Genomic DNA, 22,481 nt, shown 5'->3' with positions numbered 1-22,481 from the left:
TTACTTCTTCGGGAGCCAGGCCTCCCAGGTGGACTTGTTCGCCTTGACCCACTGCTCGGCCGCGTCGGGGCCGCTCTTCTTGTCCTTGGCGATGGCCTTGGCGACCTCGTTCTGCGCCTCGGTGGTCCACTTGAAGTTCTTGATGAACTCGGCGGCGTCCCCGCCGTCCTTCGCGAAGTCCGCGTTGAGGTACTTCTGGAGCGGGGTGTTGGCGTACGCGCAGTCCGTCGCCGTCTCCGGGACGTTGCAGCCCTCCTCGTACGCGGGCAGCTTCACCTCGACCAGATCGATGTCCGCGTTGAGCCACTGCGGGTCCCACCAGTAGGTGATGAAGGGCTGCTTGTCGCGGTACTTCTGCTGGATCTCCTTGATCTGGGCGGCCTCGTTGCCCGTCTCCTTGATCTTGAGGTCCAGCTTGAGGTTCTTGACGAGGTGCTCGTCGTACGTCGTGTACGAGGGGGCCGCGCCCAGGAACTCGCCCTGGTCGCCGCTGTTCGCCGACTTGAAGTCCTTGACGAACTTGTTGAGGTTCTTCGCGTCCGTGACCTCGGGGTTGGCGTCCGCGTAGTACTTGGGGACGAACCATCCGATGTGGCCGACGACACCGAGGTCGCCGCCCTTGACGATGGTCTTCTTGTCCTCGATGTAGAGCTTCTCCTTCTTCGGCGAGCCGCCCCAGTCCTCCAGGATCGCGTCGGCCTTGCCGTTGTTGAGCGCGTCGAAGGCGACCGGCTCGTCGAGCTGCTGGAGCTCGACCTTCACGTCCAGCTCCTGCTCCATGATCACCTTGGCGACCTCGGCGTTGGCGCGCGCGCCGACCCAGGAGGGGACGGTCAGGGTGACCTCGTCGGAGGCCGACTTCGACTCGGTCTCGGCGGCGCACGCGCTGAGCGCGAGCATGCCGAGCGCGCCGGCTCCGGCGACCAGGGTGGTGCGTATCCGCTTGCTGTGGGTCACGTCGTAGTTCTTTCTGTTCGCGATTTCAGTTGTGGATTCAGTTGTTGAGTCGGTGGTCGAGTCGGTTGTCGACTCAGTGGTCGAGTCGGTGGTCGACTCAGTGGTTGAGCCGGTGCGGGAGCCGGGGAGCCGGCCGCCGGTCACCTCAGGGCGCGTTCCTTGGCCGCCGCGCTCGGCTGCGAGATGCGGTCCAGCAGCAGCCCGAGGCAGACGATCGCGATACCGGCCGTCATACCGAGGCCGAGGTCGCCCTTGGCCAGGCCCCGCACCACGTCGACCCCGAGCGCGCCGCCGCCGATCATGCCGCCGATGACGACGATGGCCAGGACCAGCACCACGCCCTGGTTGACGGCCAGTTGCAGCGCGGGCCGGGCCAACGGCAGCTGAACCTGGCGCAGTTGCTGCCCGGTACCGGCACCGAGCGAGCGCGCGGCCTCCAGTGCGGAGGGGTCGATCTGCCGGATTCCCTGGGTGGTGATGCGTACGACGGCGGGCAGCGCGTAGACGACGGCGGCGGCGACGGCCGCCGTACGGCCACCGCTGAACAGCGCGATCACCGGGATGAGATAGATGAACTGCGGCATCGTCTGCATGATGTCGAGCACCGGCCGGATGATCCGCTCGACCCGTTCGACGCGCGCCGCGAGGATGCCGACGGCGAAGCCGAGCAGCAGGGTCACCACGAGCGCGGCGAGGACCTGCGAGAGCGTGTCGAGCGAGCGGTCCCAGAGTCCCATCGCGCCGATCGCGGCCAGTGAGAACACCACCGTGACGACGGCCTTCCAGCCGGTCCGCAGCGCCAGCACACCGGCGACCAGGAGCAGCGCCCACCAGGGGGTGGCGAGCAGCGCGTCGCGCACGGGGTTGATGACGTAGTTGGCGAAGCCCTCGGACCAGGTGAGGGTGCCGCCCAACACCGGTACGCCGGAGCCCAGTTCGCGCTCGATCCAGTCCACGACGGTGTTGACCGGCTCGCTGATGGCGACGGTCCAGGCCTCCGGCCACTCCTTGCGGCCGAGTACGGCTCCGAGCACGGCGCCGCCGGCGACGGCCGCGACGATCCCGGGCCAGAGCACCCACCACTTCGGGCGGCGCCCCGCGTCGGGGTCTTCGAGCTGTTCGCCGGCCGCCGCCGTCGTACGGTCCAGCCAGATCGCCAGCAGGACGACGGCGATTCCGGCGGGCAGCGCGAGGCCGACATCGACGGTGGACAGGGCCGTGAAGATCTCGTCGCCGAGCCCGCCCGCGCCGATCATCGAGGCGAGGACGACCATCGACAGACACATCATGATCGTCTGATTGAGGCCGAGGAGCATCTGCTTGCGGGCGAGCGGCAGCCGCGCCGTCACCAGCCGCTGCCAGGCGTCGGCGCCCAGCGAGGCGGACGCCTCCAGTGCGGCGGCGTCCGCGCCGCGCAGCCCGAGCGCGGTGAGCCGGGCCATCGGCGGGGCCGCGTAGATGACGGTCGCGACGAAGACCGACGGGATGCCGATGTCGAAGAGCAGCACGAACGGCAGCAGGTAGGAGAAGGCGGGCAGCACCTGCATGGTGTCGAAGACCGGCCGCAGTACGCGCTGGCAGCGGTCGGAGAGCCCGGCCGCGAGCCCGAGGAGCGCGCCGACGAGGGCCGAGACGGCGACGGCGACGATCATCAGGGCCAGCGTCTCCATCGCCGGTTCCCACATGCCGAGCAGCCCGATCACCGCGAAGGTGGCGAGCGCGGTGGCGGCGGTGCGCAGGGCGCGGCGGCGCAGGCCGGCGCCGCCGGCGTACCAGGCGATCAGTACGGCTGCCAGCGTCACGCCGATGAAGCCGAGGCTCTCCAGCAGGCTGAACACGCCGTCGACGGAGCTTTCGGCGGTGTTGCTGATGTGCAGGAGGAAGTAGAGGAAGAGGGGGTGGGTGGTGCGGTTGTCGACGAGCCAGCGGTTGAGATCGTCGAGCGGCGAGCGTACGTCGACGGTCAGGTCGGCCGGCCATGCTCCGCTGCCGGTGACGGCGGCGCCGACGATCGCGACGAGGACGGCGGCGACGAGCAGCATCGCGCGGGGGTTGCCGGCGAGGCGGGCCCAGGGGCCGGGGGCCGCGTCGCCGGACGCGTCGGTCTTGGCCGTACGTACGTCGTTCCCGGCGCCGGCGTCCGGCCGTGGGCGGTCGGTCTTCTCGAACACCGGATTGGGCGGCGCGGCACTCATACCGCCGCCACCTCCTTGGACTCCGGTTCCGCCTCGTCGTCCAGACCGGCGACGACGGCGAGCAGTTCCTCGTAACCGACGACGCCGAGCGTGCGGCCGTTCTCCACGACCCGGCAGTACGCGCCGCTGCGCGCGACGGCCTCGATCGCGTCGGAGACGAGCGTCTCGGGCCCCAGCGCGACGCCGGACTCGCCCTCGCCGTCGCGCGCCGGGCGCATGGCGCGGCGTACGGAGATGACCTGCTCGCGCGGGACGTCGCGGACGAAGTCGCGTACGTAGTCGTCGGCCGGGTTGGCGACGATCTCCTCCGGGGTGCCGAGCTGCACGATCCCGCCGTCGCGCATCAGCGCGATGCGGTCACCGAGGCGCAGCGCCTCGTTCAGGTCGTGGGTGATGAAGACCATGGTGCGGCCCTCCTCGCGGTGCAGCCGGATGACCTCCTCCTGCATGTCGCGGCGGATCAGCGGGTCGAGTGCGCTGAACGGCTCGTCGAAGAGCAGGACTTGGGGGTCCACGGCGAGTGCGCGGGCGAGGCCGACGCGCTGCTGCTGGCCGCCGGAGAGCTGGCCGGGGCGGCGGTCCTCCAGTCCGGCGAGGCCGACCAGGGCGGCGACCTGGGCGGCCTTGGCGCGCCGTTCGGTGCGGCCCATGCCCTGGATCTCCAGGCCGTAGGCGACGTTGTCGAGCACGGAGCGGTGCGGCAGCAGACCGAAGTGCTGGAAGACCATGGCGGCGCGGTGCCTGCGCAGTTCGCGCAGCCGGTTCTTGTCCATGGCGATGACGTCCTCGCCGTCCATGGTCAGCTGCCCGCTGGTCGGCTCGATGAGCCGGGTCAGACAGCGTACGAGGGTCGACTTGCCCGAGCCGGAGAGGCCCATGACGACGAAGACCTCGCCCGCGCGGACGTCGAAGGAGACGTCGCGGACGGCGGCGGTGCAGCCGGTCTGTTTCCGCAACTCCTCGGCGGACAGCGCCGCGTACTCCTTGTTGCCGGGTATTCGGTCGGCCTTCGGTCCGAAGACCTTCCACAGATCGCGTACGGAGAAGACCGGTTCGGTGGCGGTCATCACGCATCACCTCCCGGTGCGGTTGTGTTGGCTGCGTCGGCTGTAGCGGTGAGCAGTTCGGCGCACTTCTCGCCGACCATCAGGACCCCGATCATCGGGTTCACGGCCGGCATGGTGGGAAAGACGGACGCGTCGGCGATCCGGATGCCTGTCAGACCGCGGATCGTCAGATCCGGTCCCACCACGGCGAGTTCGTCGTCGTCCGCGCCCATCCGGCAGGTGCCCGCCGGGTGGTAGACGGTGTGGGCGCACTTACGGGCGTACTCGCTCAGTTCCTCGTCGGAGGTGATGCCGGGGCCCGGACAGACCTCGCGGGTCAGCCAGTTGGCGAGCGGTTCGGCGGCGGCGACTTGGCGGGCGAGTCTGATGCCGTCCACCAGGGTCCGGCCGTCGTGGTCGTCCTCGTCGGTGAAGTACCGGAAGTCCAGGGCCGGTTTGACCTCGGGATCCGCGCTGGTCAGATAGAGCCTGCCGCGGCTGCGGGGCTTGGGGATGTTCGGTGTCATCGAGACGCCGTGCGCGGGGCGTTCGTACCCGAGCCGCTCGGGATTGTCCGTGAACGGTATCTGGTAGAAGTGGAACATCAGGTCCGGGCCGTGGGACTCCGGGTCGCGCCGGACGAACAGGCCCGCGTCGGAGTCCATCGCCGAGTTCTCGGGGATCGGTCCGTCGGTCTCCCAGACGATGACCGACTCGGGGTGGTCGAGCAGGTTCTCGCCGACACCCGGCAGATCGTGTGCGACGGGGATGCCGAGGGCGGCCAGGTCGGCGCGCGGGCCGATGCCGGAGTGCAGGAGCAGCCGGGGGGTGTCGACGGCCCCGGCGCAGACGAGGACTTCGCGCCGGGCGCGTACGTACGACTCGGTGCCGTCCGCGGCCCGTACGCGTACGCCGGACGCGCGGGTGCCGTCCAGCTCCAGCCGGTACGCCCAGGTCTCCAGCAGCAGATGGAGGTTGGGCCGGTCCAGGAACGGGTGGAGATACGCCACCGAGGCGGACGACCGCTTGTTGTTCTCGGGGTGGTAGGCGAGGTCGAAGAAGCCGGCGCCTTCGTGGAAGGGCTTCTTGTTGAAGCCCTCGACGCGCGGGACACCGAGCGCCGCCTGCGCCGCGTCCACGAAGTCGCGGGCGATGGGGTTACGGTCCCGCTCGTCCACCGGCACGATGTTGTTGCGCAGCCGGCCGAAGTACGGCTCCATGGACGCCGCGTCCCAGCCCTCGGCGCCGGCCGCCGCCCACTCGTCCCAGTCGGACGGCAGCGGCTTGAAGGCGATCAGGGTGTTGTGCGAGGAGCAGCCGCCGAGCACCCGGGCGCGGCTGTGCCGGATGTGGGAGTTGCCGCGCGGCTGTTCGGTCGTCGGGTAGTCGTAGTCCAGCTCGCCGCCGAGCAGTCCCATCCAGCGCCGGAGCGTCAGTACGTCGGGCCGGTCGATGTCGGACGGCCCTCCCTCGATGACGGCGACGGTGATGTCGGGGTTCTCGGTGAGCCGGGAGGCGATCACCGATCCCGCGGTGCCGCCTCCGACGACGACGTAGTCGTATGCGGCGTCGTGTTCGGCCATGGGTGTCGTCTACTCCACTTCACTGGGGTGATTCAAGGTTCTCGCGCGTAATGAGGCGTAATGAGGCTGAGCTGTAAGGCAGTTGACGGGCATCGGCCGTCCGTCGACCGCCGGCGCGTCAGCCCGCGAACCAGCGCACGGGCCGCGGCGCGAGGTTCTGGTAGATGTGCTTGGCCTCGCGGTACTCGGCGAGACCGGCCGGTCCCAGCTCGCGCCCGACGCCGGACTTGCCGAAGCCGCCCCACTCGGCCTGCGGCAGATAGGGGTGGAAGTCGTTGATCCATACGGTGCCGTGCCGCAGCCGACCGGCGACGCGCCGGGCCCGTCCGGGGTCGGCCGTCCAGACGCCGCCGGCCAGGCCGTACTCGGTGTCGTTGGCGAGCGCGACTGCCTCGTCCTCCGTACGGAAGGTCTCCACGGTCAGTACGGGGCCGAAGACCTCCTCGCGGACGACGCGCATCTCGCGGTGACACTGGTCGAGGACGGTCGGCTCGTAGAAGTACCCGGCGGCGGGCCGGAGTTCACCGGCCTCGGGCCGCTTGCCGCCGGAGCGCAGCACGGCGCCCTCGGCGAGAGCGGACGCGACGTACTCCTCGGTCTTCGCCAACTGCCCCGCCGACACGAGCGGTCCGCACTCGACGCCGTCGCCGGTGCCCCGGCCGAGGCGGATCTTGGCGGCACGGCGGGCGAGTTCGGCGACGAAGCGCTCGCGCAGCGGCTCCTCGACGATGAGGCGTGAACCGGCGGAGCAGACCTGGCCGCTGTGAATGAACGCGGCGTTCAGCGCCTGGTCGACGGCGGTGTCGAAGCCCTCGTCGGTGGCGCAGGCGTCGGCGAAGACGACGTTCGGATTCTTGCCGCCCAGCTCCAGCGCGACCTTCTTCACACCGGGCGCGGCGGCGGCCATCACCTTCGTACCGCTGGCCAGTCCGCCGGTGAACGACACGAGGTCCACGTCGGGGTGCTCGGCCATGCGGGCGCCGACGGGGTCACCGGCGCCGGTCACCAGGTTGGCGACGCCCGGCGGCAGTCCGGCCTCGGTGAGGAGGTCGATCAGGGCGACGGTGCTCAGCGGGGTGATCTCGCTCGGCTTGACGACGAAGGTGTTGCCCGCGGCGAGCGCCGGGGCGATCTTCCAACTCGCCTGGAGCAGCGGGTAGTTCCAGGGGGTGATCAGCGCGCAGACCCCGACGGGCTCGTGCACGACGACGCTGTGCACGTCCGGGGACCCGGCGTCCACGACCCGGCCGCCGCCCTCGTTGGCCACGAGATCGGCGAAGTAGGCGAAGGCGTCGGCGACACAGTCGACATCGACGCGGCCCTCCTCGACGGTCTTGCCCGCGTCCCGGCTCTCAAGCGCCCCCAGCGTTTCCCGGTCCCGCCGCAACAGCCCGGCGACCCGACGCAGCAGCGCCGAGCGCTCGGCGACGGGCGTCCGGGGCCACTCTCCGGCACCCCCGTCGAAGGCCCTTCGCGCGGCGTCGACGGCGGCGTCGACATCCTCGGCCCCACCCTCGGAGACCACCGCGAACGGCAGGGCATCGGCGGGGTCGATGATCTCGCGGGTGGCGCCGGAGACAGCTTTGCGCCACTCTCCGCCCACAAAGATGGTCTGTTGTGCCGACACGTCGCGTTTGGCCTTCCGTTCCCGATATCCACCACCACCAGCAACAACTGGCGATCCGGGCCCCTGCCCAGGGAAGGGGGAAGCATGCGTCATTGCTGGCCGAAAGTGTTCAGGGTCACTCGGCGCGCGGAAGGCGAAGCGGCTCGCGGACGCGCGAGAGCCCCTCGCTGGGGGAGGCGAAGGGCTCTCGGTCAGGGGGTACGGCGGGTCACACCGCCGTGCCGTCACCAGGTCAGGCGGCGGTCTTGTAGCCGTCGACCAGCGCGGAGCGGCCGAAGATGCTGACGGCCTGGTAGTACGTCCACGCCGTGCCGTTGCACGAGGTCTTCGTGGCGCCGGAGTAGCCGTTGCACACCCGCTTCAGGTCCTCGTAGAACGCGCTGTCCAGCCGCGACTTGTTGGCGTCGAACGAACCGGCCGCCTTGTAGTTGCGGTAGCCGAAGTCGTGGCGCGCACAGGACGTCTGGAACGGGAAGCCGAAGGGGTTGTCCGGCGAGGACGAGCAGTAGTCCGTGGACCAGTCGAAGCCGTACGCGGACCAGGAGCCCTGGTTGTTACGCGCGGAGACCCACGCGTTGTAGCTGGCGGCGCTGGTCTGCGTCCAGCTGCTCAGAACCTGCGGCTTGTCGGCCGGCGCGGCGGCGGCCGAGCTCGCCGACATCAGGGTGGCGGGGAGAGCGAGGGCGAGGGCGGCGAGCGGCACGGCCAGTCGACGGCGCATGGAAATCCTCCGGTGGGGAGACAGGTTGACGCTCCGTGTCCGGTGACACGGGGCTTCCTCAGAGAGCGGTGCGGTCGCCACCCGGGTCTACGCGCGATGACCGACGCCGGAATGGTCCCCCAGATGGAGCGCGGTGTAACCATGCTCATGACGAAACAAGTGGGAAACAGGGGGCCAACTCGGCGACATAAGCCACCATTTGGCACTCGCCGGACACACCCCTAGGGCGGGCCCCTATCGCACGGGCGCCGAACTCGCGCCCGTTCGCGCCTGGTTGGCACGGCTTCGCGGCGTCCGCGCGGTTGTGTGCGGACGCGTGCGCCGAAGCCCCGCTTGGAACCCTTCGAGTTCTTCGAGCCGTTCGAGGCTTACGAACCCGTGGAGCCCTTCTTCCCGGTGGAGCCCTTCTTCACCGTGGAGCCCTTCTTCGCCTCCCTCTCCCGCCTGCGCGCGGCCCGTCTCTCCTCCTCCTTGTCCATCAGCCGCTTCATCTCCTTCATCTCGTCGCTGAACTCGACGGGCGCGCCGCCCTCGTCGTCCAGCAGTCCCTCCTCGCGCAGTTGCCTCGCGTGCGCCTCGATCGGCGGTTCCGGGTCGAAGTCCGAAGGCCGGGGTCCCTCCGGGCCGTCGGGCCCGATCCGTACCAACTGCTCCACCCGCGCCACGCGGAACCGCCGCCCGCCCACCGCGATCCCGGCCCCGCGTTTCTCGTCCAGCCGGTCCGCCGCGCTCGCGTACTCCGCGCGCTCGGCCTCGTTCAGATCCCGCTGCACAGGCGCCATGACACGGAAGTCCATCGCCAGCCGGTCCCGCGCGGCCTGCGGACTCGCCACCGAGCCCGAATGCGGCTTCCACTGCCCGTCCTTGCCGCACTCGGCGATCGCGAACTCGGCGGGCAGCAGCACCCCGCCCGGATGTGTCTCGACCGCCCGCAGCGAATCCCCGCGCACGTCGGGCGGCGCGCTGCCCGCCTTCAGCACGAACTGCATCAGGTCGAACTTGAGCAGCCCCTCCGCCACGCCCGTACCGGTGTACGGATCGATGACGAACCCCTTGAGCCGGCCGGGCAGCCGGATCGCCTCCCCGACCTCACCGGGGTCCGGGTCCGACGGCCGCGGCGGCTCGGGCCCGTCGGGACCCAGCCGGATGAACTGCTCCACCCGCACCACGCGATACCGCGTACCGAGCACCGTCAGCTCGTCCACCGCGACCCAGTCGAGCTTCTCGTAGGCCGCGCGGCACTTCTTCAGGTCCCGGGTCCGCCCGGCGTCGCCCGCCTCCTTGGCCAGCCGCCGGAAGTGCGAGCCGAGGGAGTCGCGGATCCCCTGCGGCGCGTCGACGGCGGACCCGAGGATCTCCCAGCCGCCCCGCTCCGACTCCCTGGCCGCGACGAAGACCGGCAGCCCCATGCCCACGATGGTGGGATAACGCTCCCGGGCCCGCCACGCCTCCTCGTCGGCGAACGCCGCGATCGGACCGTCCTGCACCGTCATGCGGATGGTCCGGTACGCCGGCAGCCCCTCTCCGTATCCGTTCATGTACTCAGTGTGCGCGAATTGCCGCGCTGTGTACGGCGGTTGGCACGACAAAGCTCCCGGCGCCCAGGTGCGGGCGGCGCGGGAGCCGTGTCGTGCGGGAAGCTGTCAGAGCAGGCCGAGCTCGCGGACGGCGTCGCGCTCCTCGGTCAGCTCCTTCACCGAGGCGTCGATGCGCGCACGGGAGAAGTCGTTGATGTCCAGGCCCTGGACGATCTCGTAGGCACCGTTCTTCGTGGTGACGGGGAAGGACGAGATGATGCCCTCCGGGACGCCGTACGAGCCGTCCGACGGGATGCCCATGGAGGTCCAGTCACCCTCGGGGGTGCCGTTGACCCATGTGTGGACGTGGTCGATGGCCGCGTTGGCCGCCGAGGCCGCCGAGGAGGCGCCGCGGGCCTCGATGATGGCCGCGCCGCGCTTGGCGACGGTCGGAATGAAGGTGTCGGCGAGCCACTGCTCGTCGTTGACCGTCTCGGCGGCGTTCTTGCCCGCGATCTCCGCGTGGAAGATGTCCGGGTACTGGGTGGCGGAGTGGTTGCCCCAGATGGTCAGGCGCTTGATGTCGGTGACGGCGGCGCCGGTCTTCGCGGCGAGCTGCGAGATCGCGCGGTTGTGGTCGAGCCGGGTCATCGCGGTGAAGCGCTCGGCCGGTACGTCGGGGGCGGCGGCCTGCGCGATGAGCGCGTTGGTGTTGGCCGGGTTGCCGACGACGAGGACCTTGATGTCGTCCGCGGCGTTGTCGTTGATGGCCTTGCCCTGCGGCTTGAAGATGCCGCCGTTGGCGGAGAGCAGATCGCCGCGCTCCATGCCCTTGGTACGGGGGCGGGCGCCGACGAGCAGCGCGATGTTGGCGCCGGAGAAGGCGGCGTTCGCGTCGTCGGTGATCTCGATGCCGCGAAGCAGCGGGAAGGCGCAGTCGTCGAGCTCCATGGCGGTGCCCTCGGCGGCCTTCAGCCCCTGCGGGATCTCCAGGAGACGCAGGCTGACCGGCACATCCGCGCCGAGCAGTTGGCCGGAGGCGATGCGGAAGAGCAGCGCGTATCCGATCTGGCCGGCTGCGCCGGTGACGGTGACATTCACGGGAGTGCGGGTCATGGCGGTCTCCGTTAGACAGCGGTGGAACGGCGGGCGGCAGGGGCCCTGCCCCTGGTGCGGGCCATCTCTCCGACGGCGGGTGAATCTTGTCTTGACGTGAAGAGACAACCGCCGGTCAGGCTATCCGACGGGGCGGGGGTACCGCCCTGCGGGGCGCGACGGGGTCGCGGACGGTGGGGTACGGGGTCCCTGGCCCGGTACCGCTCCGCACGATGAAGCCCCCGCCCACGGCCGGTGCCCGCGGGCGGGTGCCGCGCCGGGCCGCTCCCCCAACGGCCGCTCCACGGCGGAACGGCGACCAGCCACCCCGTAAGTCCACTGCCACCGCGAGCCGAACCGCTCACCGCGCCGGCAGGCCCACCTCGGGCCCGCCCACAACCGGGTGCCGCGCGGGACAGCCGCCGCAGCGCGAGCCGGAGCGCGAGCCGGAGCGTTCCGCCCCCGGCAGGGGCGACCTCGGCGCCGAGCCGAACCGCTCCCCCGACAGCCGCCCCACGGCGGAACGGCGACCAGCCACCCCGTAAGTCCACTGGCGCCGCGAGCCGGAGCGCTCCGCCCCCCGGCAGGGGCGGCCTCGGCGTCGAGTCGGGCCGCTCAGCCGCCCGCCGTCGTGCAGCCCTCCACGCCCGTCGTCAGCGTCGCGCACGCCTCCGCGTCCGCCGCCGAGGTCACCGCGACCATCGGGGTGTACGCGTCCTTGTCCGCGTTCACCGTGCCCGTCTGGGGTGGGCCGCCGCCCTTGGCGGACGCTATCTCGACGGTGTCGCCCGGCCCCGCCTCGGTGATACGGGCCCAGGCCACCCCGCACGTCTCGCTGTAGCGGACCTCGACGACCGCCGTGCCGACCTTCGCGGTCGTCGCCGTCTCGGCGAACTCACCGCCGCAGCCCATGAGTTCGGGGTCCTCGCCAATGCAGTCGTCGCCGGCGCACTTCACTCCGGCGGGCAGTTCCGACGCGCTGGCGCTCGGCTTCGCCGACGGCGTCCGGGCGACCTTGTCCGTGTCGTCGCCGCCACCGCCGCCCAGGTCCGTCAGCAGTACGGCCCCGGCGATCACCAGCAGCGCGCCGACGAGGGCCGTCACGAAGATCACCGTCCGGCGCCGGCCGCGCCCGCCGCCGCCCCGGCCAGGAGGGCCTGCGGGGGCCGGAGGCCGTGGCGGGGCCGACTGCGGCGGGCTCTGCGGGGCGCCGGGGGACTCGGGGCCGTGCCAGCCCCCGGAGGCGGCGGGCCGCGCGGCGGTGCCCGGACGGGACGCGCCGGGGCCGTCGCCGCCGAACTCGCCCAGGGCATCGCGCGCCTGGGATATCCGTATCGCTTCCATCGTCATGTCGTGACGCATCTCGGAACGGCTCCAGGCCCGTTCCGACAGCTCCCACATCGTCGTCAGATGCAGCGGATTCGTACCGGTCACCTCGGCGAGTGCCACGATCGCGCCCTTGGGGGCGAGCAGCCGGCCGTTGAGATACCGCTCCCACGACGTCTTGCTGTAGCCGGTGCGGTCCGCCACGGCGGCGATGCTCAGGCCGCTCTTGTCCACCAGCCTGCGCAGCTGCGTGGCGAACTCCCTGACCTGTGGGTCGAGCTCCTCCGGTAGTGCCTTCCAACGAGGCATTACTTCCCCCTTGTCCCCCCGCACGCGCCTGATTGTGCTCCGCCGTGCCCGCGCCCCCACACCGGCCGACGACTACCCCAAGGGATGCGTGGAGCCGGGGTGTCAGTTCCAGAAATGGGAGTGCACCGGAGCATTCGGGACAGTCCCCGCGCCCCCTCGCGCGCCGTCTCCGATTCCGGCCCCCAGTCTCGCATCCGTTGCCCGACGATCACACCATGGCGGAATGGTCACTTCCATGCCACAGGCATCTGCCGCCTCTTGATCCCGTTTGGCGCGTCCATGACGCTGGCCACATGCCGACGGCGCCCGTCCTGACTCGGGGGAGGGGATGGGCGCCGTCTTGCTGCTTCGAGCTGCGGAAACCCGCGGAACAGCGTCGGACCGACCACGGGGACCGTGGAACCGGCCAAGGGGCTACGGGACCGTGGAGTGGACCACATCCTCCAGGAACGGGATCTCCAGCCACGGATCCGGCTGCGTCATCAGCGACAGCAGCACGATCGCCACACCGAGCAGGCCGTACGTCACCATGTCCGTGAAGCGCGACCGTACGGCCAGCATGCCGACCGACGGCATGACCCGCCGCAGGATCGCGCCGGTGATCAACGCCACACCGATCAGGATCGTGCCGTAGCGGAACGACTCCTCGAACGGGTCGAGCCCCACGATCAGCAGCCCGAGCCCCGTCGCGCCCAGCACGGTGAGCAGCGGCCACTGCCTGGCGGGCGCGGGCGCGTCGCCGGCCGCGGCACGGCCGCCGCCCTCGGGGCGCGCGGTGTCCTGGGTGACGGTCGGGAAGCGCCGCGAGGTGCTGGGGGCCGCGTCGCCGTCCCCCTCGGCCTCCGCCGCCCGCACCGGCTCGCTCGCGTCGGCGGCGGCGCCACCGCCGGCGGGCTCCTCCGCCGCGTCGGCACCCGCACTCGTACCAGCACCCATGGGTGCCCCTTTCACGTTCCGCTGCCGCTTCCGGCGCGCTCCGCCGCCTCGACGACGTTGACCAGCAGCTGCGCGCGGGTCATCGGGCCGACTCCACCGGGGTTCGGTGAGATCCAGCCTGCCACTCCCGCGACATCCGGGTGGACGTCGCCCGCGATCTTGCCGTTCTCGTCGCGGCTGACGCCGACGTCGAGCACCGCGGCCCCCGGCTTGACGTCCTCCGCCTTGATGATGTGGCGCACCCCGGCCGCCGACACGATGATGTCGGCCTGCCGCAGATGCGTGGAGAGATCACGGGTGCCGGTGTGGCACTGCGTCACCGTCGCGTTCTCGGACTTACGGGTGAGCAGCAGCGGGATCGAGCGGCCCACGGTGATCCCGCGCCCCACGACCACGACGTGCGCGCCCTTGATCTCGACGCCGTGGGCGCGCAGCAGCTGGATGATGCCGTACGGGGTGCAGGGCAGCGGCCCCGTCTCGTTCAGCACCAGCCGGCCGAGGCTCATCGGGTGGAGCCCGTCGGCGTCCTTCTCGGCGTCGATCAGTTCAAGGACGCGGTTGGTGTCGATGCCCTTGGGAAGCGGGAGTTGGACGATGTAGCCCGTGCAGTCGGGGTTCGCGTTGAGTTCGCGTACGACTGCCTCGATCTCCTCCTGGGAGGCGGTGTCGGGCAGCTCACGCTGGATGGAGGCGATGCCGACCTCGGCACAGTCGCGGTGCTTGCCGTTGACGTACCAGCGGCTGCCCGGGTCGTCCCCGACGAGCAGGGTCCCGAGACCCGGGGTGATGCCCTGCGCCTTGAGGGCCGCCACGCGGGCGGTCAGGTCGGACTTGATCGCGGCTGCGGTGGCCTTGCCATCGAGAATTTGGGCGGTCATGGGCCCATCTTCGCGGATGACCCCACCGCTCTTCCAATCCAAGGTCATGTACGGGGCCCGGTGGCCAAGATCAACCGTTCGCCCCAGGTTGCACTTGCACAACACATACGGATACCGACTGGACAAAAAGATGATCCGAACAGCACGATGAGCCGCGCAGTGCGCGGGCAGTGTTGGGGGGAGAACCGCTCGGTTTCATGACGTCACCTCCTTACGGTTCCGCGAAGTCCCCGCATTACCAACGGAGGAAACCCGCCATGAGCTTTGGCGACCCGAACAACCCTTACGGCCAGCAGGGGCAGCAGCCCCAGGGCGGCCAGCCGGGCTACGGCTACCCGCAGCAGGGCCAGCCCCAGCAGCCGTCGTCCAACTACGGCTACCCGCAGGCTCCCCCGGTCCAGCCCTACGGCGGCGGCTACCCCGGCGGCCCCACGGGCGGCGCGCCGCAGCAGATGCCCGGCGGCGTGACGGCGTCCCGGGTGTTCCTCTGGATCCTCGGCGGTCTCAGCCTCATCGGCGGTGTGATCTTCCTGTTCGCCGCGATCGCGCTCAACGCGGCCAAGGACAGCGACGAGTTGGCCGACGACTCGCAGTTCCAGAGCCTGGTCGACCAGTCGACCGGCGTGGTCTGGTTCATGACCTTCATCGCGTTCGCGTGGGCCGTCGCGTCGATCGTCCTGGCGATCAAGTTCAACTCCGGTGGCAGCGGCCTGCGTACCGCGCTGATCGTCTACGGCGCCCTGACCATCGTCCTGGGTCTCTACCCCTTCGGTGGCATCCTGGGCATCGTCCACATCGTTCTCAGCATTCTGCTGATCGTCTTCGTGTCGAAGGCGGACGGCGCGGCATGGTTCAAGCGCCCCCGTTACTGATCGGCACCGCGCTCGCGCGTCGTGTCCCGGAAGGCCGTAACACCCGTCGTACCGGCGGGGTTTACGGCCTTCCGGCGTTCCGCCGCGGAAGTCACCGGCCCGGAAGTCACCCGCTCGGAAGTCACCCGCTCGGGAAAGCCTCAGGAGAGCCTGAGGAGCGCTTCGATCCGTTTGCCCGAGCCCGTCATCGTGACGGCGACGCTCTTGGCCAGCCGGCGGACGAGCGGCCAGCCGTATCCGCCGACGGTGTGTTCACCGGGTTGGCGCGCGACGGTGACCGGCGGCTGATCGCTGGCGTCGGCCACCACGATCCGCAGCCCGTCGTCGGCCAGTTCGGCGACGAAGTCCGTCAGGCCGCCGCCGTGCCGCAGCGCGTTGGTGACCAGTTCGGAGGTGACGAGCAGCACGTCCGCGAGCACGACGTCGTCGAGCGTGGTCTCGTCGATCTCGCAGAACCCGCTGCGCAGCACCGCCATGACCCGCGCCCGCGCCGCCGCCGCGTTCTCGGGCAGGGGCTGGCGCGGCCGGGCCTGCTCGGACTCCGCGTCCGGGGCTCCGCCTTGGGCTTCGTATGGTGCCTGTTCCGTATTCACCGCATGCCGCGCCTGCCCCGAGGGCGGGTCTTCACGCGGTGGCGCCGGGTGTTCCGCCGTTCTGTCACCGCTCTGCCCACAGCTCTACGACGTCACCGCGGCGTCGAGGGTCGGGGCCATGGTGAAGAAGTCCGCGGTCCCCGTGACCTCGAAGAGGCGTCGCACGGTCTGGCTGAACGGTCCGGCGATCACCATCCGGCGCCCTTCGGCGCGGTGTTCGCGCTGGGCGCCGAGCAGCACGTGCAGCACGGCGGAGTCGGCGAACAGCAGCCCCGACAGGTCGACCACCGTCCGCCCGGTGTCCACCCGGCACGCTTCCGCCAGCGCCTCCGCCAGCTCTCGCGCGCTGTCGAAATCGATTCCGCCCGCGACCTTCACGATGAAGGCGTCATTCTCAACGGTTCCTGTGACCGCGTTCTCCGAGTCCTCAAGCACCACGTCAGCTTGCCATGAGAGGTCCCCAACTCCACAACGGCGGCGGCCTTGAGCGCTATCAACGCTTTTGCGTATTGTGCTGTGATCTGCTGGCCTTTGCCGCCAAAGTCGGAGGTGCGGGACGGTTTTCAGCGGGCAACTGATCTGATGTCGAGAGGAAAGGGGTGACGGGGCCGCGCAGCGGACCTCACGAGTGTGGTGACTTTCGCGGAACAACCGACCGATACGGGTGGTGGCATGAAGAGATCCGTTCTCCGTCTGGCGCCGTATCCGGTGCTCGTCGCGGACGCGCACGGGGTCGTGCGCTTCCTCAACGACGCCGCCTCGGTGCTGCTCCCGCGCGCGCGGCCCGGCGTGGGCGTGAGCGGCGCGGTGCCCGCATGGCTGGCCAACGCACACCAGAGCCTGTCCTCCGTCGCGGCCGGAAGCCGGTCGGGCGGGGGAACGGCCGTGACGGCGCCCGCCGTCAGCTCCACCGTCCGCGGTGAGATCGGTGACCGCAGCTTCGAGGCGCACCCCACCTGCGAGGAGGCGGGCGAGGTGGTGTGGTGGCTGGTGGACGACACCGATCATCTGCTGGCCCGCATGGCGCTGCGCATGGAGCGCGAACGGACCGCCTTTCTGGGTGACGCGTCGAACGCACTTCTCTCGTCGCTGAATCTGGCCCGCTGCACGGCGACGACCGCGAAACTCGCCGCCGGGCACCTCGCCGACGCGGCCCTGGTGATCGAACCGACCGCCGGCCGTGGCCTGGCGATGGTCTCGTGCACGCGCGACGGTGAGCCGGTGCGCCGGCAGATCGGCGTCGGACCCGACCGTGTCCCCGGTCTGTCCGAGGCTCTCCGGGGCTTCCCGCCGGTGCCCTCGCGCTGGATCGACCCCGTCGCCGCGCCCGCCTGGATCGTGCCCGACGGCTTCGGCAGGGTCGGCTCGATAGTGGTGACCCCGCTGCCCGGCCATGGCGTGCCCGCCGGCGCCCTGGTGCTGCTCCGGCGGGCGGGCCAGGCACCGTTCACCGAGAACGAGGAGGTCTTCGCCCGGCTGTTCGCGGCCCGCGCGGGGGCCGCGCTCTCCGCCGCCAGGCTGTACGCGGAACAGAGCTCGATCACCGAGACGCTGATGCGTGAACTGCTGCCGCCGGTGCTGCACGACGTCTCCGGCGTGGAGTTCGCCGGCGCCTACCGGCCGGCGGCCGAGAGCGAACGTGTCGGCGGCGACTTCTACGACGTCCACCCCGCGCCCGCCGACGCCAAGGACCAGGAGTCCCTCGTCATCCTCGGTGATGTGTGCGGGAAGGGTCTGGAGGCCGCCGTACTCACCGGCAAGATCCGCAACACGCTCCACGCGCTGCTGCCGATGGCCGACGACCACCAGCGGGTCCTCAGCCTGCTCAACGGCGCCCTGCTCAACTCGCACCACACCCGCTTCGCGACGCTCGTCCTCGCCTCCGCCGTACGGCACGCCGGCAGCGTGCGGTTGCGGCTGACCAGCGCCGGGCATCCGGCCCCGCTGATCGTGCGCGGCGACGGACACGTCGAGGAGGCACGTACACGCGGCACCCTGGTGGGCGCGCTGCCCGAGGCGACGGCCGTCACGGTGGAGGCCAGCCTCGCGCCCGGTGAGACCTGCGTGCTGTTCACGGACGGCATCACCGAGGCCAGGGGCGGCCCGCGCGGCGACGACCAGTACGGCGAGGAACGCCTGCACGACGCTCTGTCCCAGTGCGCCGGGATGCCGGCCGCGGCCGTGGTTGAGCACATCCAGACGCTGGCCTCCCAGTGGGTCCGCGGCGGACGGCACGACGACATGGCCGTGGTCGCGATCACCGCCCCGCGCAACAACCACCTCAGCGCGGTGGGCGGACGTGGACCGGGCAGGTTCACGGCGTGAGTACGTCCCCGGCAACCTCGCACGGGCCGGTCCGGGCCGGCCGTCGATCAACCACGCCCGACAGGCGCCGGACGAGTCCCACCGTTCGCGCCGTACGATCCGGATCAGGAGTGCTCCGATGACGACGATTCCGCCCGCCGGCCTGCTGCTGACCGTCTCGTTGACCGATGAAGACACGCTGAGCGTGAGCATCGACGGCGACCTCGATTACGACAGCTGCCAGCAGCTCCTGGACGAGACCCGCGGACAACTGTCCCGCCACCCCCGCACCCGCCAACTGCACCTGGACTGCTCGCGGTTGGTCACCTGCGACTCCATGGGCCTGGCCACCCTCCTGGCGATCCACCGGGTCACCGACGCGGCCGGGGTGCGGCTGTATCTCGACGGGCGCCCCGCCTCCCTGGACCGCCTCCTGCGGCTGACCGGCACCCTCAGCCATCTGACCGACCCGCCGGCCGGCACCGGCAGCGCGCTCGCCGAGGAACAGCAGGACGTACCCGGCGGCGAACACTCCTGACCCGGCCCTCGACCGGGTCGGAGGGTGCTCCGGCCGAGACGCACAACGGCCGCCCCCGGTACGTGACAGGGGCGGCCGTCACCGCGTAACAGCCCGGCGGCGCGGGGCGGTTCGGCGGCGTGGGACGGTTCGGCCGGCTCAGTGGAAGAAGTGCCGGGTCCCGGTGAAGTACATCGTCGCGCCGGCCTTCTTCGCCGCCTCGATCGTCAGCTCGTCCCGCACCGAACCACCCGGCTGCACCACGGCCTTGACGCCCGCGTCCAGCAGGATCTCCAGCCCGTCGGGGAACGGGAAGAACGCGTCCGAGGCCGCGTACGAGCCACGGGCCCGCTCCTCGCCCGCGCGCTCCACGGCGAGCTTCGCCGAGTCGACGCGGTTGACCTGGCCCATGCCGACGCCGACGCTCGCGCCGTCCTTGGCCAGCAGGATCGCGTTGGACTTGACCGCGCGGGACGCCTTCCAGGCGAAGGCCAGTTCGCGCAGCTCGGCCTCCGACAGGGCGTCACCGGTGGCGAGCGTCCAGGTCGACGGGTCGTCGCCGTCGGCCTGGAGCCGGTCGGCGACCTGGAGCAGCGCGCCGCCGTCGATGGGCTTCAGCTCGACGGCGGCGGAGGGGCCGCCCTCGCAGCGCAGCACCCGGATGTTCTTCTTGCGGGCCAGCACCTCGACGGCGCCGTCCTCGTAGCCGGGCGCGACGATGACCTCGGTGAAGATCTCGGCGACCTGCTCGGCCATCTCGACGGAGACGGGCCGGTTGACGGCGATGACCCCGCCGAACGCGGACAGCGGGTCGCACGCGTGGGCCTTGCGGTGCGCCTCGGCGACATCGTCGGCGATCGCGATGCCGCACGGGTTGGCGTGCTTGATGATCGCGACGCACGGCTCGGTGTGGTCGTACGCGGCACGGCGCGCGGCGTCGGTGTCCGTGTAGTTGTTGTAGCTCATCTCCTTGCCGTGCAGCTGCTCCGCCGCCGCGAGCCCGCCACCCGAGCCGCCGGTGTAGAGCGCGGCGGCCTGGTGCGGGTTCTCGCCGTAGCGCAGGACGTCGGCGCGCTCGTACGTGACGCCCAGGAAGTCCGGGAGCCCGGAGGTGTCGGCGGCGGCGTAGTCGGCCGCGAACCAGGAGGCCACGGCCACGTCGTACGCGGCGGTGTGCTGGAACGCCTCGGCGGCGAGCCGCTTGCGCGTCGTCAGGTCGAACCCGCCGTCCTGTACGGCCGCGAGGACGTCCCCGTACCGCGCGGGGCTGGTGACGATGGCGACCGACGGGTGGTTCTTGGCGGCGGCGCGGACCATCGACGGGCCGCCGATGTCGATCTGCTCGACGCACTCGTCGGGGGTGGCCCCGGACTCGACGGTCTCGCGGAAGGGATAGAGGTTGGAGACGACCAGCTCGAAGGGCTCGATGCCCAGTTCGGCGAGCTGCTCGCGGTGCGAGGCGAGCCGCTGGTCGGCGAGGATGCCGGCGTGCACGCGCGGGTGCAGCGTCTTGACGCGGCCGTCGAGGGTCTCCGGGAAGCCGGTCAGCTCCTCGACCTTGGTGACGGGCACCCCGGCGGCGGCGATGCGCCCGGCGGTTGAGCCCGTGGAGACGAGCGTGACGCCGGCCGCGTGCAGACCGCGGGCCAGGTCCTCCAGACCCGTCTTGTCGTAGACGCTGACCAGCGCGCGGCGGATGGGCCGCTTCGTACCTTCGACGGCTGCTGCCGCGGCGGTCTCCGCCGGGGCCTTTTCGACGCTCACTGGATTGTTACCTTTCGTCCCTCAATGCGGTAGCCGTGCCGGGCGAGACGCCCCACGACATCGACGAGCAGCCGTCGCTCGACGTCCTTGATGCGCTCATGGAGAGCGACGCCACCGTCCTCGTGATCCTCGTCCCGCACCTCGACCACGCCTTGCGCGATGACCGGGCCGGTGTCGACGCCGTCGTCGACGAAGTGGACGGTGCAACCGGTGACCTTCGCCCCGTACGCGAGCGCGTCACGCACTCCGTGGGCACCGGGAAAACTGGGCAGCAGGGCGGGGTGGGTGTTGATGAACCGGCCGCCGAAGCGGGCGAGGAACCGCTTCCCGACGATCTTCATGAAGCCGGCCGATACGACGAGGTCGGGCTCGTACGCGGCGGTGGCCTCGGTGAGCGCGGCATCCCACTCGTCGCGCGTGGCGTGGTCCTTGACGCGCCGGACGAAGGTCGGCAGCCCGGCGCGCTCGGCACGCTCCAGTCCGGCGATGGAGTCGCGGTCGGCGCCGACGGCGACGATCCGCGCCCCGTAGCCCCGCGGGTCGGCGGCGACCGCGTCGAGCAGGGCTTGGAGGTTCGTACCGGAGCCGGAGACGAGGACCACGAGCCGGGCCGGGGAACCGAATTCGACCGGGGAGCCGGGTTCCGGCGGGGTCATCGGGTCGTCGGAGGCGGGCGGGGACGGCGGGGAGGCCACGGCGGAACGCCTTTCTGGACGCGAGCAGAGCCTCGCGGGTCGTGCGGGTCGTACGGCTTTGTGTGGTCGTACGAACGAGTCGTGTCTCCCTTGTCGGGGAACTCTACGAATGCGCCGACCGTCAGCAACGATACCGGCACACCGAACGGCCCCCGGGGGACGGGGGCGCGGCCGGGAGGTAGCGTCTGGGGACACGGACCTGTCTCCAGGACGGGCCATACGACACAAGACCCCTTACGCCAAGGGTCTGAGGGGAAGACGTTCACCAGATGCCGGACCGACGACACCGCACGGCACTCCCTGTCCCGCAGCCCACCGGGCCGGTGCTTCTGCTGCGGGAACGCCAGTCCTCGTCCTCCGGGCCTTCGGGATCCCCGGAGTCCTCCGGGTCCTCCGGGTCCTCGGGCAGCTCCGGGCCGGGGGACTCTTCGGGGTCCTCCGGTTCTTCCGGCGGTTCGGGCAGCTCCGGGTCCGGCGGCGGCCCGGGATCCTCGGGGTCCTCCGGGTCCTCGGGCAGCTCCGGATCCTCGGACGACAATCCGTTCGCGCCGCCGCCGGAGGACAGGCCCGAGCAGCCGTGGCAGCCGCGCCACCCCCAGAACGGCGGCGGGACGCCGGACGACCAGTCGTCGGGCGGTGACCGTTCGTCCTGGGGCAGCCAGTGGAGCAGCCGTCAGCCGGGCCGCTCGTCGGGCGGTTTCGGCGGCAGGCCCGGCGGCCAGAACGGACCGGGCGGCGGGCAGAACGGCCCCGGTGGCCGCCAGGACGGTCCGGACGGCCGGCCCGGCAGGGGCGGTCTGCGCTGGGACCCGACCGACCCGTTCCAGCGCCGTGCCCGGTACTCGATCCTCTCGGGCATGTGGGCGTTCTTCTTCGCCCTCTTCGACCTCCCCGAGGTCGCGCTGCTCCTCGGCGCACTCGCCCTGTACTGGGGCATCAGCTCGCTGCGGGCCAAGGCGCCGCTGCCGCGTCCGACGGCCGAGCGGACGGGCGCCGACCGTTCCGACGTGGGTACGACGACGTCCGGCCCGCGATCCGGTACGGACTCCGACACGGGATCCGGTACGGCGTCGCCCGCGCCGACCCCGCCGGGCGCACCGCCCGTACCGGGCACGCCGCCGGGCGCACCGGTCCAGGGCACGACGACGCACAAGCCGCAGACGACGGCCGCGGTGAGCGGCATCGTGACGGCGTCCCTCGCGCTGCTGATCGTGGCGGGGACGTTCACCGTGCAGCTCGTCTACCGCGACTACTACACGTGCGTGAACGACGCGCTGACGAAGACGGGCCAACTGGCCTGCAACGACAAGCTTCCCGACTCGCTGGTCCCGATCTTCGGCGTCCAGAAGTAGCCGCGGGCCACACCACTCGTACGAGCGGCGGGGGGGCCCCCCCCCCCGGCGGGGGGGGGGGGGGGCGCCGCGCGGGGGGGGGGGGGGGGGGGGGGGGGGGGGGGGGTGTGTGGGGGGGGGGGGGGGGCGACACAAGGCGGCGGGAAAAACACCACGCCCCGCCCGGCCCCCCCCCCCCGCGCCACACAAAGCGC

General features: G+C 71.2%; 19 protein-coding genes. 4 read left to right on the top strand and 15 right to left on the bottom strand.

Annotation, left to right across the window (positions count from 1 at the left end):
* The 11 genes from ACFYNU_RS29185 to ACFYNU_RS29135 form a co-directional block, all read right to left on the bottom strand.
* Entirely contained in the window at window positions 1-957 is a 957-nt protein-coding gene (locus ACFYNU_RS29185) for a glycine betaine ABC transporter substrate-binding protein (protein ID WP_388767630.1), read from the bottom strand.
* A gap of 140 nt (window positions 958-1,097) precedes the next feature.
* Window positions 1,098-3,152 (bottom strand): ABC transporter permease subunit, encoded by a 2,055-nt coding sequence (locus tag ACFYNU_RS29180; protein WP_356591564.1) that lies wholly within the window; start codon window positions 3,150-3,152, stop codon window positions 1,098-1,100.
* A complete protein-coding gene (locus ACFYNU_RS29175) occupies window positions 3,149-4,219 on the bottom strand; it encodes a glycine betaine/L-proline ABC transporter ATP-binding protein (protein ID WP_356591562.1) in 1,071 nt (356 codons plus the stop codon). Before ACFYNU_RS29175 ends, ACFYNU_RS29180 begins: the two co-directional genes overlap by 4 nt.
* On the bottom strand, window positions 4,219-5,781 hold the full coding sequence (locus tag ACFYNU_RS29170) for a GMC family oxidoreductase N-terminal domain-containing protein (protein WP_356591560.1): 1,563 nt from the start codon (window positions 5,779-5,781) through the stop codon (window positions 4,219-4,221). Before ACFYNU_RS29170 ends, ACFYNU_RS29175 begins: the two co-directional genes overlap by 1 nt.
* Window positions 5,782-5,899: 118 nt before the next feature.
* Entirely contained in the window at window positions 5,900-7,408 is a 1,509-nt protein-coding gene (locus tag ACFYNU_RS29165; RefSeq protein WP_356591558.1) for an aldehyde dehydrogenase family protein, read from the bottom strand.
* A gap of 232 nt (window positions 7,409-7,640) precedes the next feature.
* Window positions 7,641-8,129 (bottom strand): phospholipase, encoded by a 489-nt coding sequence (locus ACFYNU_RS29160; RefSeq protein WP_356591556.1) that lies wholly within the window; start codon window positions 8,127-8,129, stop codon window positions 7,641-7,643.
* 368 nt (window positions 8,130-8,497) lie between these two features.
* Window positions 8,498-9,667, bottom strand: a complete 1,170-nt coding sequence (locus ACFYNU_RS29155; protein WP_356591554.1) for a DUF5954 family protein — start codon at window positions 9,665-9,667, stop codon at window positions 8,498-8,500.
* A 105-nt stretch (window positions 9,668-9,772) separates the two neighbouring features.
* Window positions 9,773-10,762, bottom strand: coding sequence for a malate dehydrogenase (locus tag ACFYNU_RS29150; protein ID WP_356591552.1), 990 nt, complete (start codon window positions 10,760-10,762; stop codon window positions 9,773-9,775).
* 594 nt (window positions 10,763-11,356) lie between these two features.
* Window positions 11,357-12,376 carry an XRE family transcriptional regulator gene (locus tag ACFYNU_RS29145; protein WP_356591550.1) on the bottom strand — a complete coding sequence of 340 codons (1,020 nt, stop codon included), beginning with the start codon at window positions 12,374-12,376 and terminating at the stop codon, window positions 11,357-11,359.
* Window positions 12,377-12,790: 414 nt separating this feature from the next.
* Window positions 12,791-13,312, bottom strand: coding sequence for a DUF3017 domain-containing protein (locus tag ACFYNU_RS29140; RefSeq protein ID WP_356591548.1), 522 nt, complete (start codon window positions 13,310-13,312; stop codon window positions 12,791-12,793).
* An 11-nt stretch (window positions 13,313-13,323) separates the two neighbouring features.
* The gene (locus ACFYNU_RS29135) at window positions 13,324-14,190 is read right to left on the bottom strand and encodes a bifunctional methylenetetrahydrofolate dehydrogenase/methenyltetrahydrofolate cyclohydrolase (protein ID WP_356591546.1); all 867 of its coding nucleotides are present in this window, start codon (window positions 14,188-14,190) and stop codon (window positions 13,324-13,326) included.
* Window positions 14,191-14,447: 257 nt separating this feature from the next.
* Here ACFYNU_RS29135 and ACFYNU_RS29130 point away from each other — a divergent pair, with 257 nt between their 5' ends.
* Complete coding sequence (locus ACFYNU_RS29130) at window positions 14,448-15,062, top strand: hypothetical protein (protein WP_356591544.1); 615 nt, start codon at window positions 14,448-14,450, stop codon at window positions 15,060-15,062.
* A gap of 140 nt (window positions 15,063-15,202) precedes the next feature.
* Here ACFYNU_RS29130 and ACFYNU_RS29125 read toward each other — a convergent pair whose 3' ends face one another.
* Both ACFYNU_RS29125 and ACFYNU_RS29120 read right to left on the bottom strand, forming a co-directional pair.
* Window positions 15,203-15,655, bottom strand: a complete 453-nt coding sequence (locus ACFYNU_RS29125) for an ATP-binding protein (protein WP_356591542.1) — start codon at window positions 15,653-15,655, stop codon at window positions 15,203-15,205.
* 84 nt (window positions 15,656-15,739) lie between these two features.
* Window positions 15,740-16,090: an STAS domain-containing protein gene (locus ACFYNU_RS29120; RefSeq protein ID WP_356591540.1), complete on the bottom strand. Its 351-nt coding sequence runs from the start codon at window positions 16,088-16,090 to the stop codon at window positions 15,740-15,742.
* Window positions 16,091-16,327: 237 nt separating this feature from the next.
* On the opposite strand from ACFYNU_RS29120, the gene ACFYNU_RS29115 reads away from it, so the two are divergent.
* The gene (locus ACFYNU_RS29115) at window positions 16,328-17,980 is read left to right on the top strand and encodes a PP2C family protein-serine/threonine phosphatase (protein ID WP_356591538.1); all 1,653 of its coding nucleotides are present in this window, start codon (window positions 16,328-16,330) and stop codon (window positions 17,978-17,980) included.
* A gap of 118 nt (window positions 17,981-18,098) precedes the next feature.
* On the top strand, window positions 18,099-18,497 hold the full coding sequence (locus tag ACFYNU_RS29110) for an STAS domain-containing protein (RefSeq protein WP_356591536.1): 399 nt from the start codon (window positions 18,099-18,101) through the stop codon (window positions 18,495-18,497).
* A 138-nt stretch (window positions 18,498-18,635) separates the two neighbouring features.
* On the opposite strand, the gene purH is transcribed toward ACFYNU_RS29110, so the two are convergent.
* Window positions 18,636-20,240 (bottom strand): bifunctional phosphoribosylaminoimidazolecarboxamide formyltransferase/IMP cyclohydrolase, encoded by a 1,605-nt coding sequence (gene purH, locus ACFYNU_RS29105; protein ID WP_356591534.1) that lies wholly within the window; start codon window positions 20,238-20,240, stop codon window positions 18,636-18,638.
* Window positions 20,237-20,896, bottom strand: coding sequence for a phosphoribosylglycinamide formyltransferase (purN, locus tag ACFYNU_RS29100; RefSeq protein WP_356591779.1), 660 nt, complete (start codon window positions 20,894-20,896; stop codon window positions 20,237-20,239). Before purN ends, purH begins: the two co-directional genes overlap by 4 nt.
* Before the next feature lie 308 nt (window positions 20,897-21,204).
* Here purN and ACFYNU_RS29095 point away from each other — a divergent pair, with 308 nt between their 5' ends.
* A complete protein-coding gene (locus ACFYNU_RS29095; RefSeq protein WP_356591532.1) occupies window positions 21,205-22,287 on the top strand; it encodes a hypothetical protein in 1,083 nt (360 codons plus the stop codon).
* Window positions 22,288-22,481: the final 194 nt, after the last annotated feature.

This window comes from Streptomyces sp. NPDC006643 (assembly GCF_042870175.1).
GTDB lineage: Bacteria > Actinomycetota > Actinomycetes > Streptomycetales > Streptomycetaceae > Streptomyces.
This window is presented reverse-complemented; position numbering and strand designations above follow the sequence as displayed.

Excerpts from the sequence above, each read along its gene's own strand:
- ACFYNU_RS29180 (WP_356591564.1), bottom strand. The coding sequence starts at position 3,152 with ATGAGTGCCGCGCCGCCCAATCCGGTGTTCGAGAAGACCGACCGCCCA.
- ACFYNU_RS29175 (WP_356591562.1), bottom strand. The coding sequence starts at position 4,219 with ATGACCGCCACCGAACCGGTCTTCTCCGTACGCGATCTGTGGAAGGTC.
- ACFYNU_RS29170 (WP_356591560.1), bottom strand. The coding sequence starts at position 5,781 with ATGGCCGAACACGACGCCGCATACGACTACGTCGTCGTCGGAGGCGGC.
- ACFYNU_RS29160 (WP_356591556.1), bottom strand. The coding sequence starts at position 8,129 with ATGCGCCGTCGACTGGCCGTGCCGCTCGCCGCCCTCGCCCTCGCTCTC.
- ACFYNU_RS29155 (WP_356591554.1), bottom strand. The coding sequence starts at position 9,667 with ATGAACGGATACGGAGAGGGGCTGCCGGCGTACCGGACCATCCGCATG.
- ACFYNU_RS29150 (WP_356591552.1), bottom strand. The coding sequence starts at position 10,762 with ATGACCCGCACTCCCGTGAATGTCACCGTCACCGGCGCAGCCGGCCAG.
- ACFYNU_RS29145 (WP_356591550.1), bottom strand. The coding sequence starts at position 12,376 with ATGCCTCGTTGGAAGGCACTACCGGAGGAGCTCGACCCACAGGTCAGG.
- ACFYNU_RS29140 (WP_356591548.1), bottom strand. The coding sequence starts at position 13,312 with ATGGGTGCTGGTACGAGTGCGGGTGCCGACGCGGCGGAGGAGCCCGCC.
- ACFYNU_RS29135 (WP_356591546.1), bottom strand. The coding sequence starts at position 14,190 with ATGACCGCCCAAATTCTCGATGGCAAGGCCACCGCAGCCGCGATCAAG.
- ACFYNU_RS29130 (WP_356591544.1), top strand. The coding sequence starts at position 14,448 with ATGAGCTTTGGCGACCCGAACAACCCTTACGGCCAGCAGGGGCAGCAG.
- ACFYNU_RS29115 (WP_356591538.1), top strand. The coding sequence starts at position 16,328 with ATGAAGAGATCCGTTCTCCGTCTGGCGCCGTATCCGGTGCTCGTCGCG.
- ACFYNU_RS29110 (WP_356591536.1), top strand. The coding sequence starts at position 18,099 with ATGACGACGATTCCGCCCGCCGGCCTGCTGCTGACCGTCTCGTTGACC.
- purN (WP_356591779.1), bottom strand. The coding sequence starts at position 20,896 with ATGACCCCGCCGGAACCCGGCTCCCCGGTCGAATTCGGTTCCCCGGCC.
- ACFYNU_RS29095 (WP_356591532.1), top strand. The coding sequence starts at position 21,205 with ATGCCGGACCGACGACACCGCACGGCACTCCCTGTCCCGCAGCCCACC.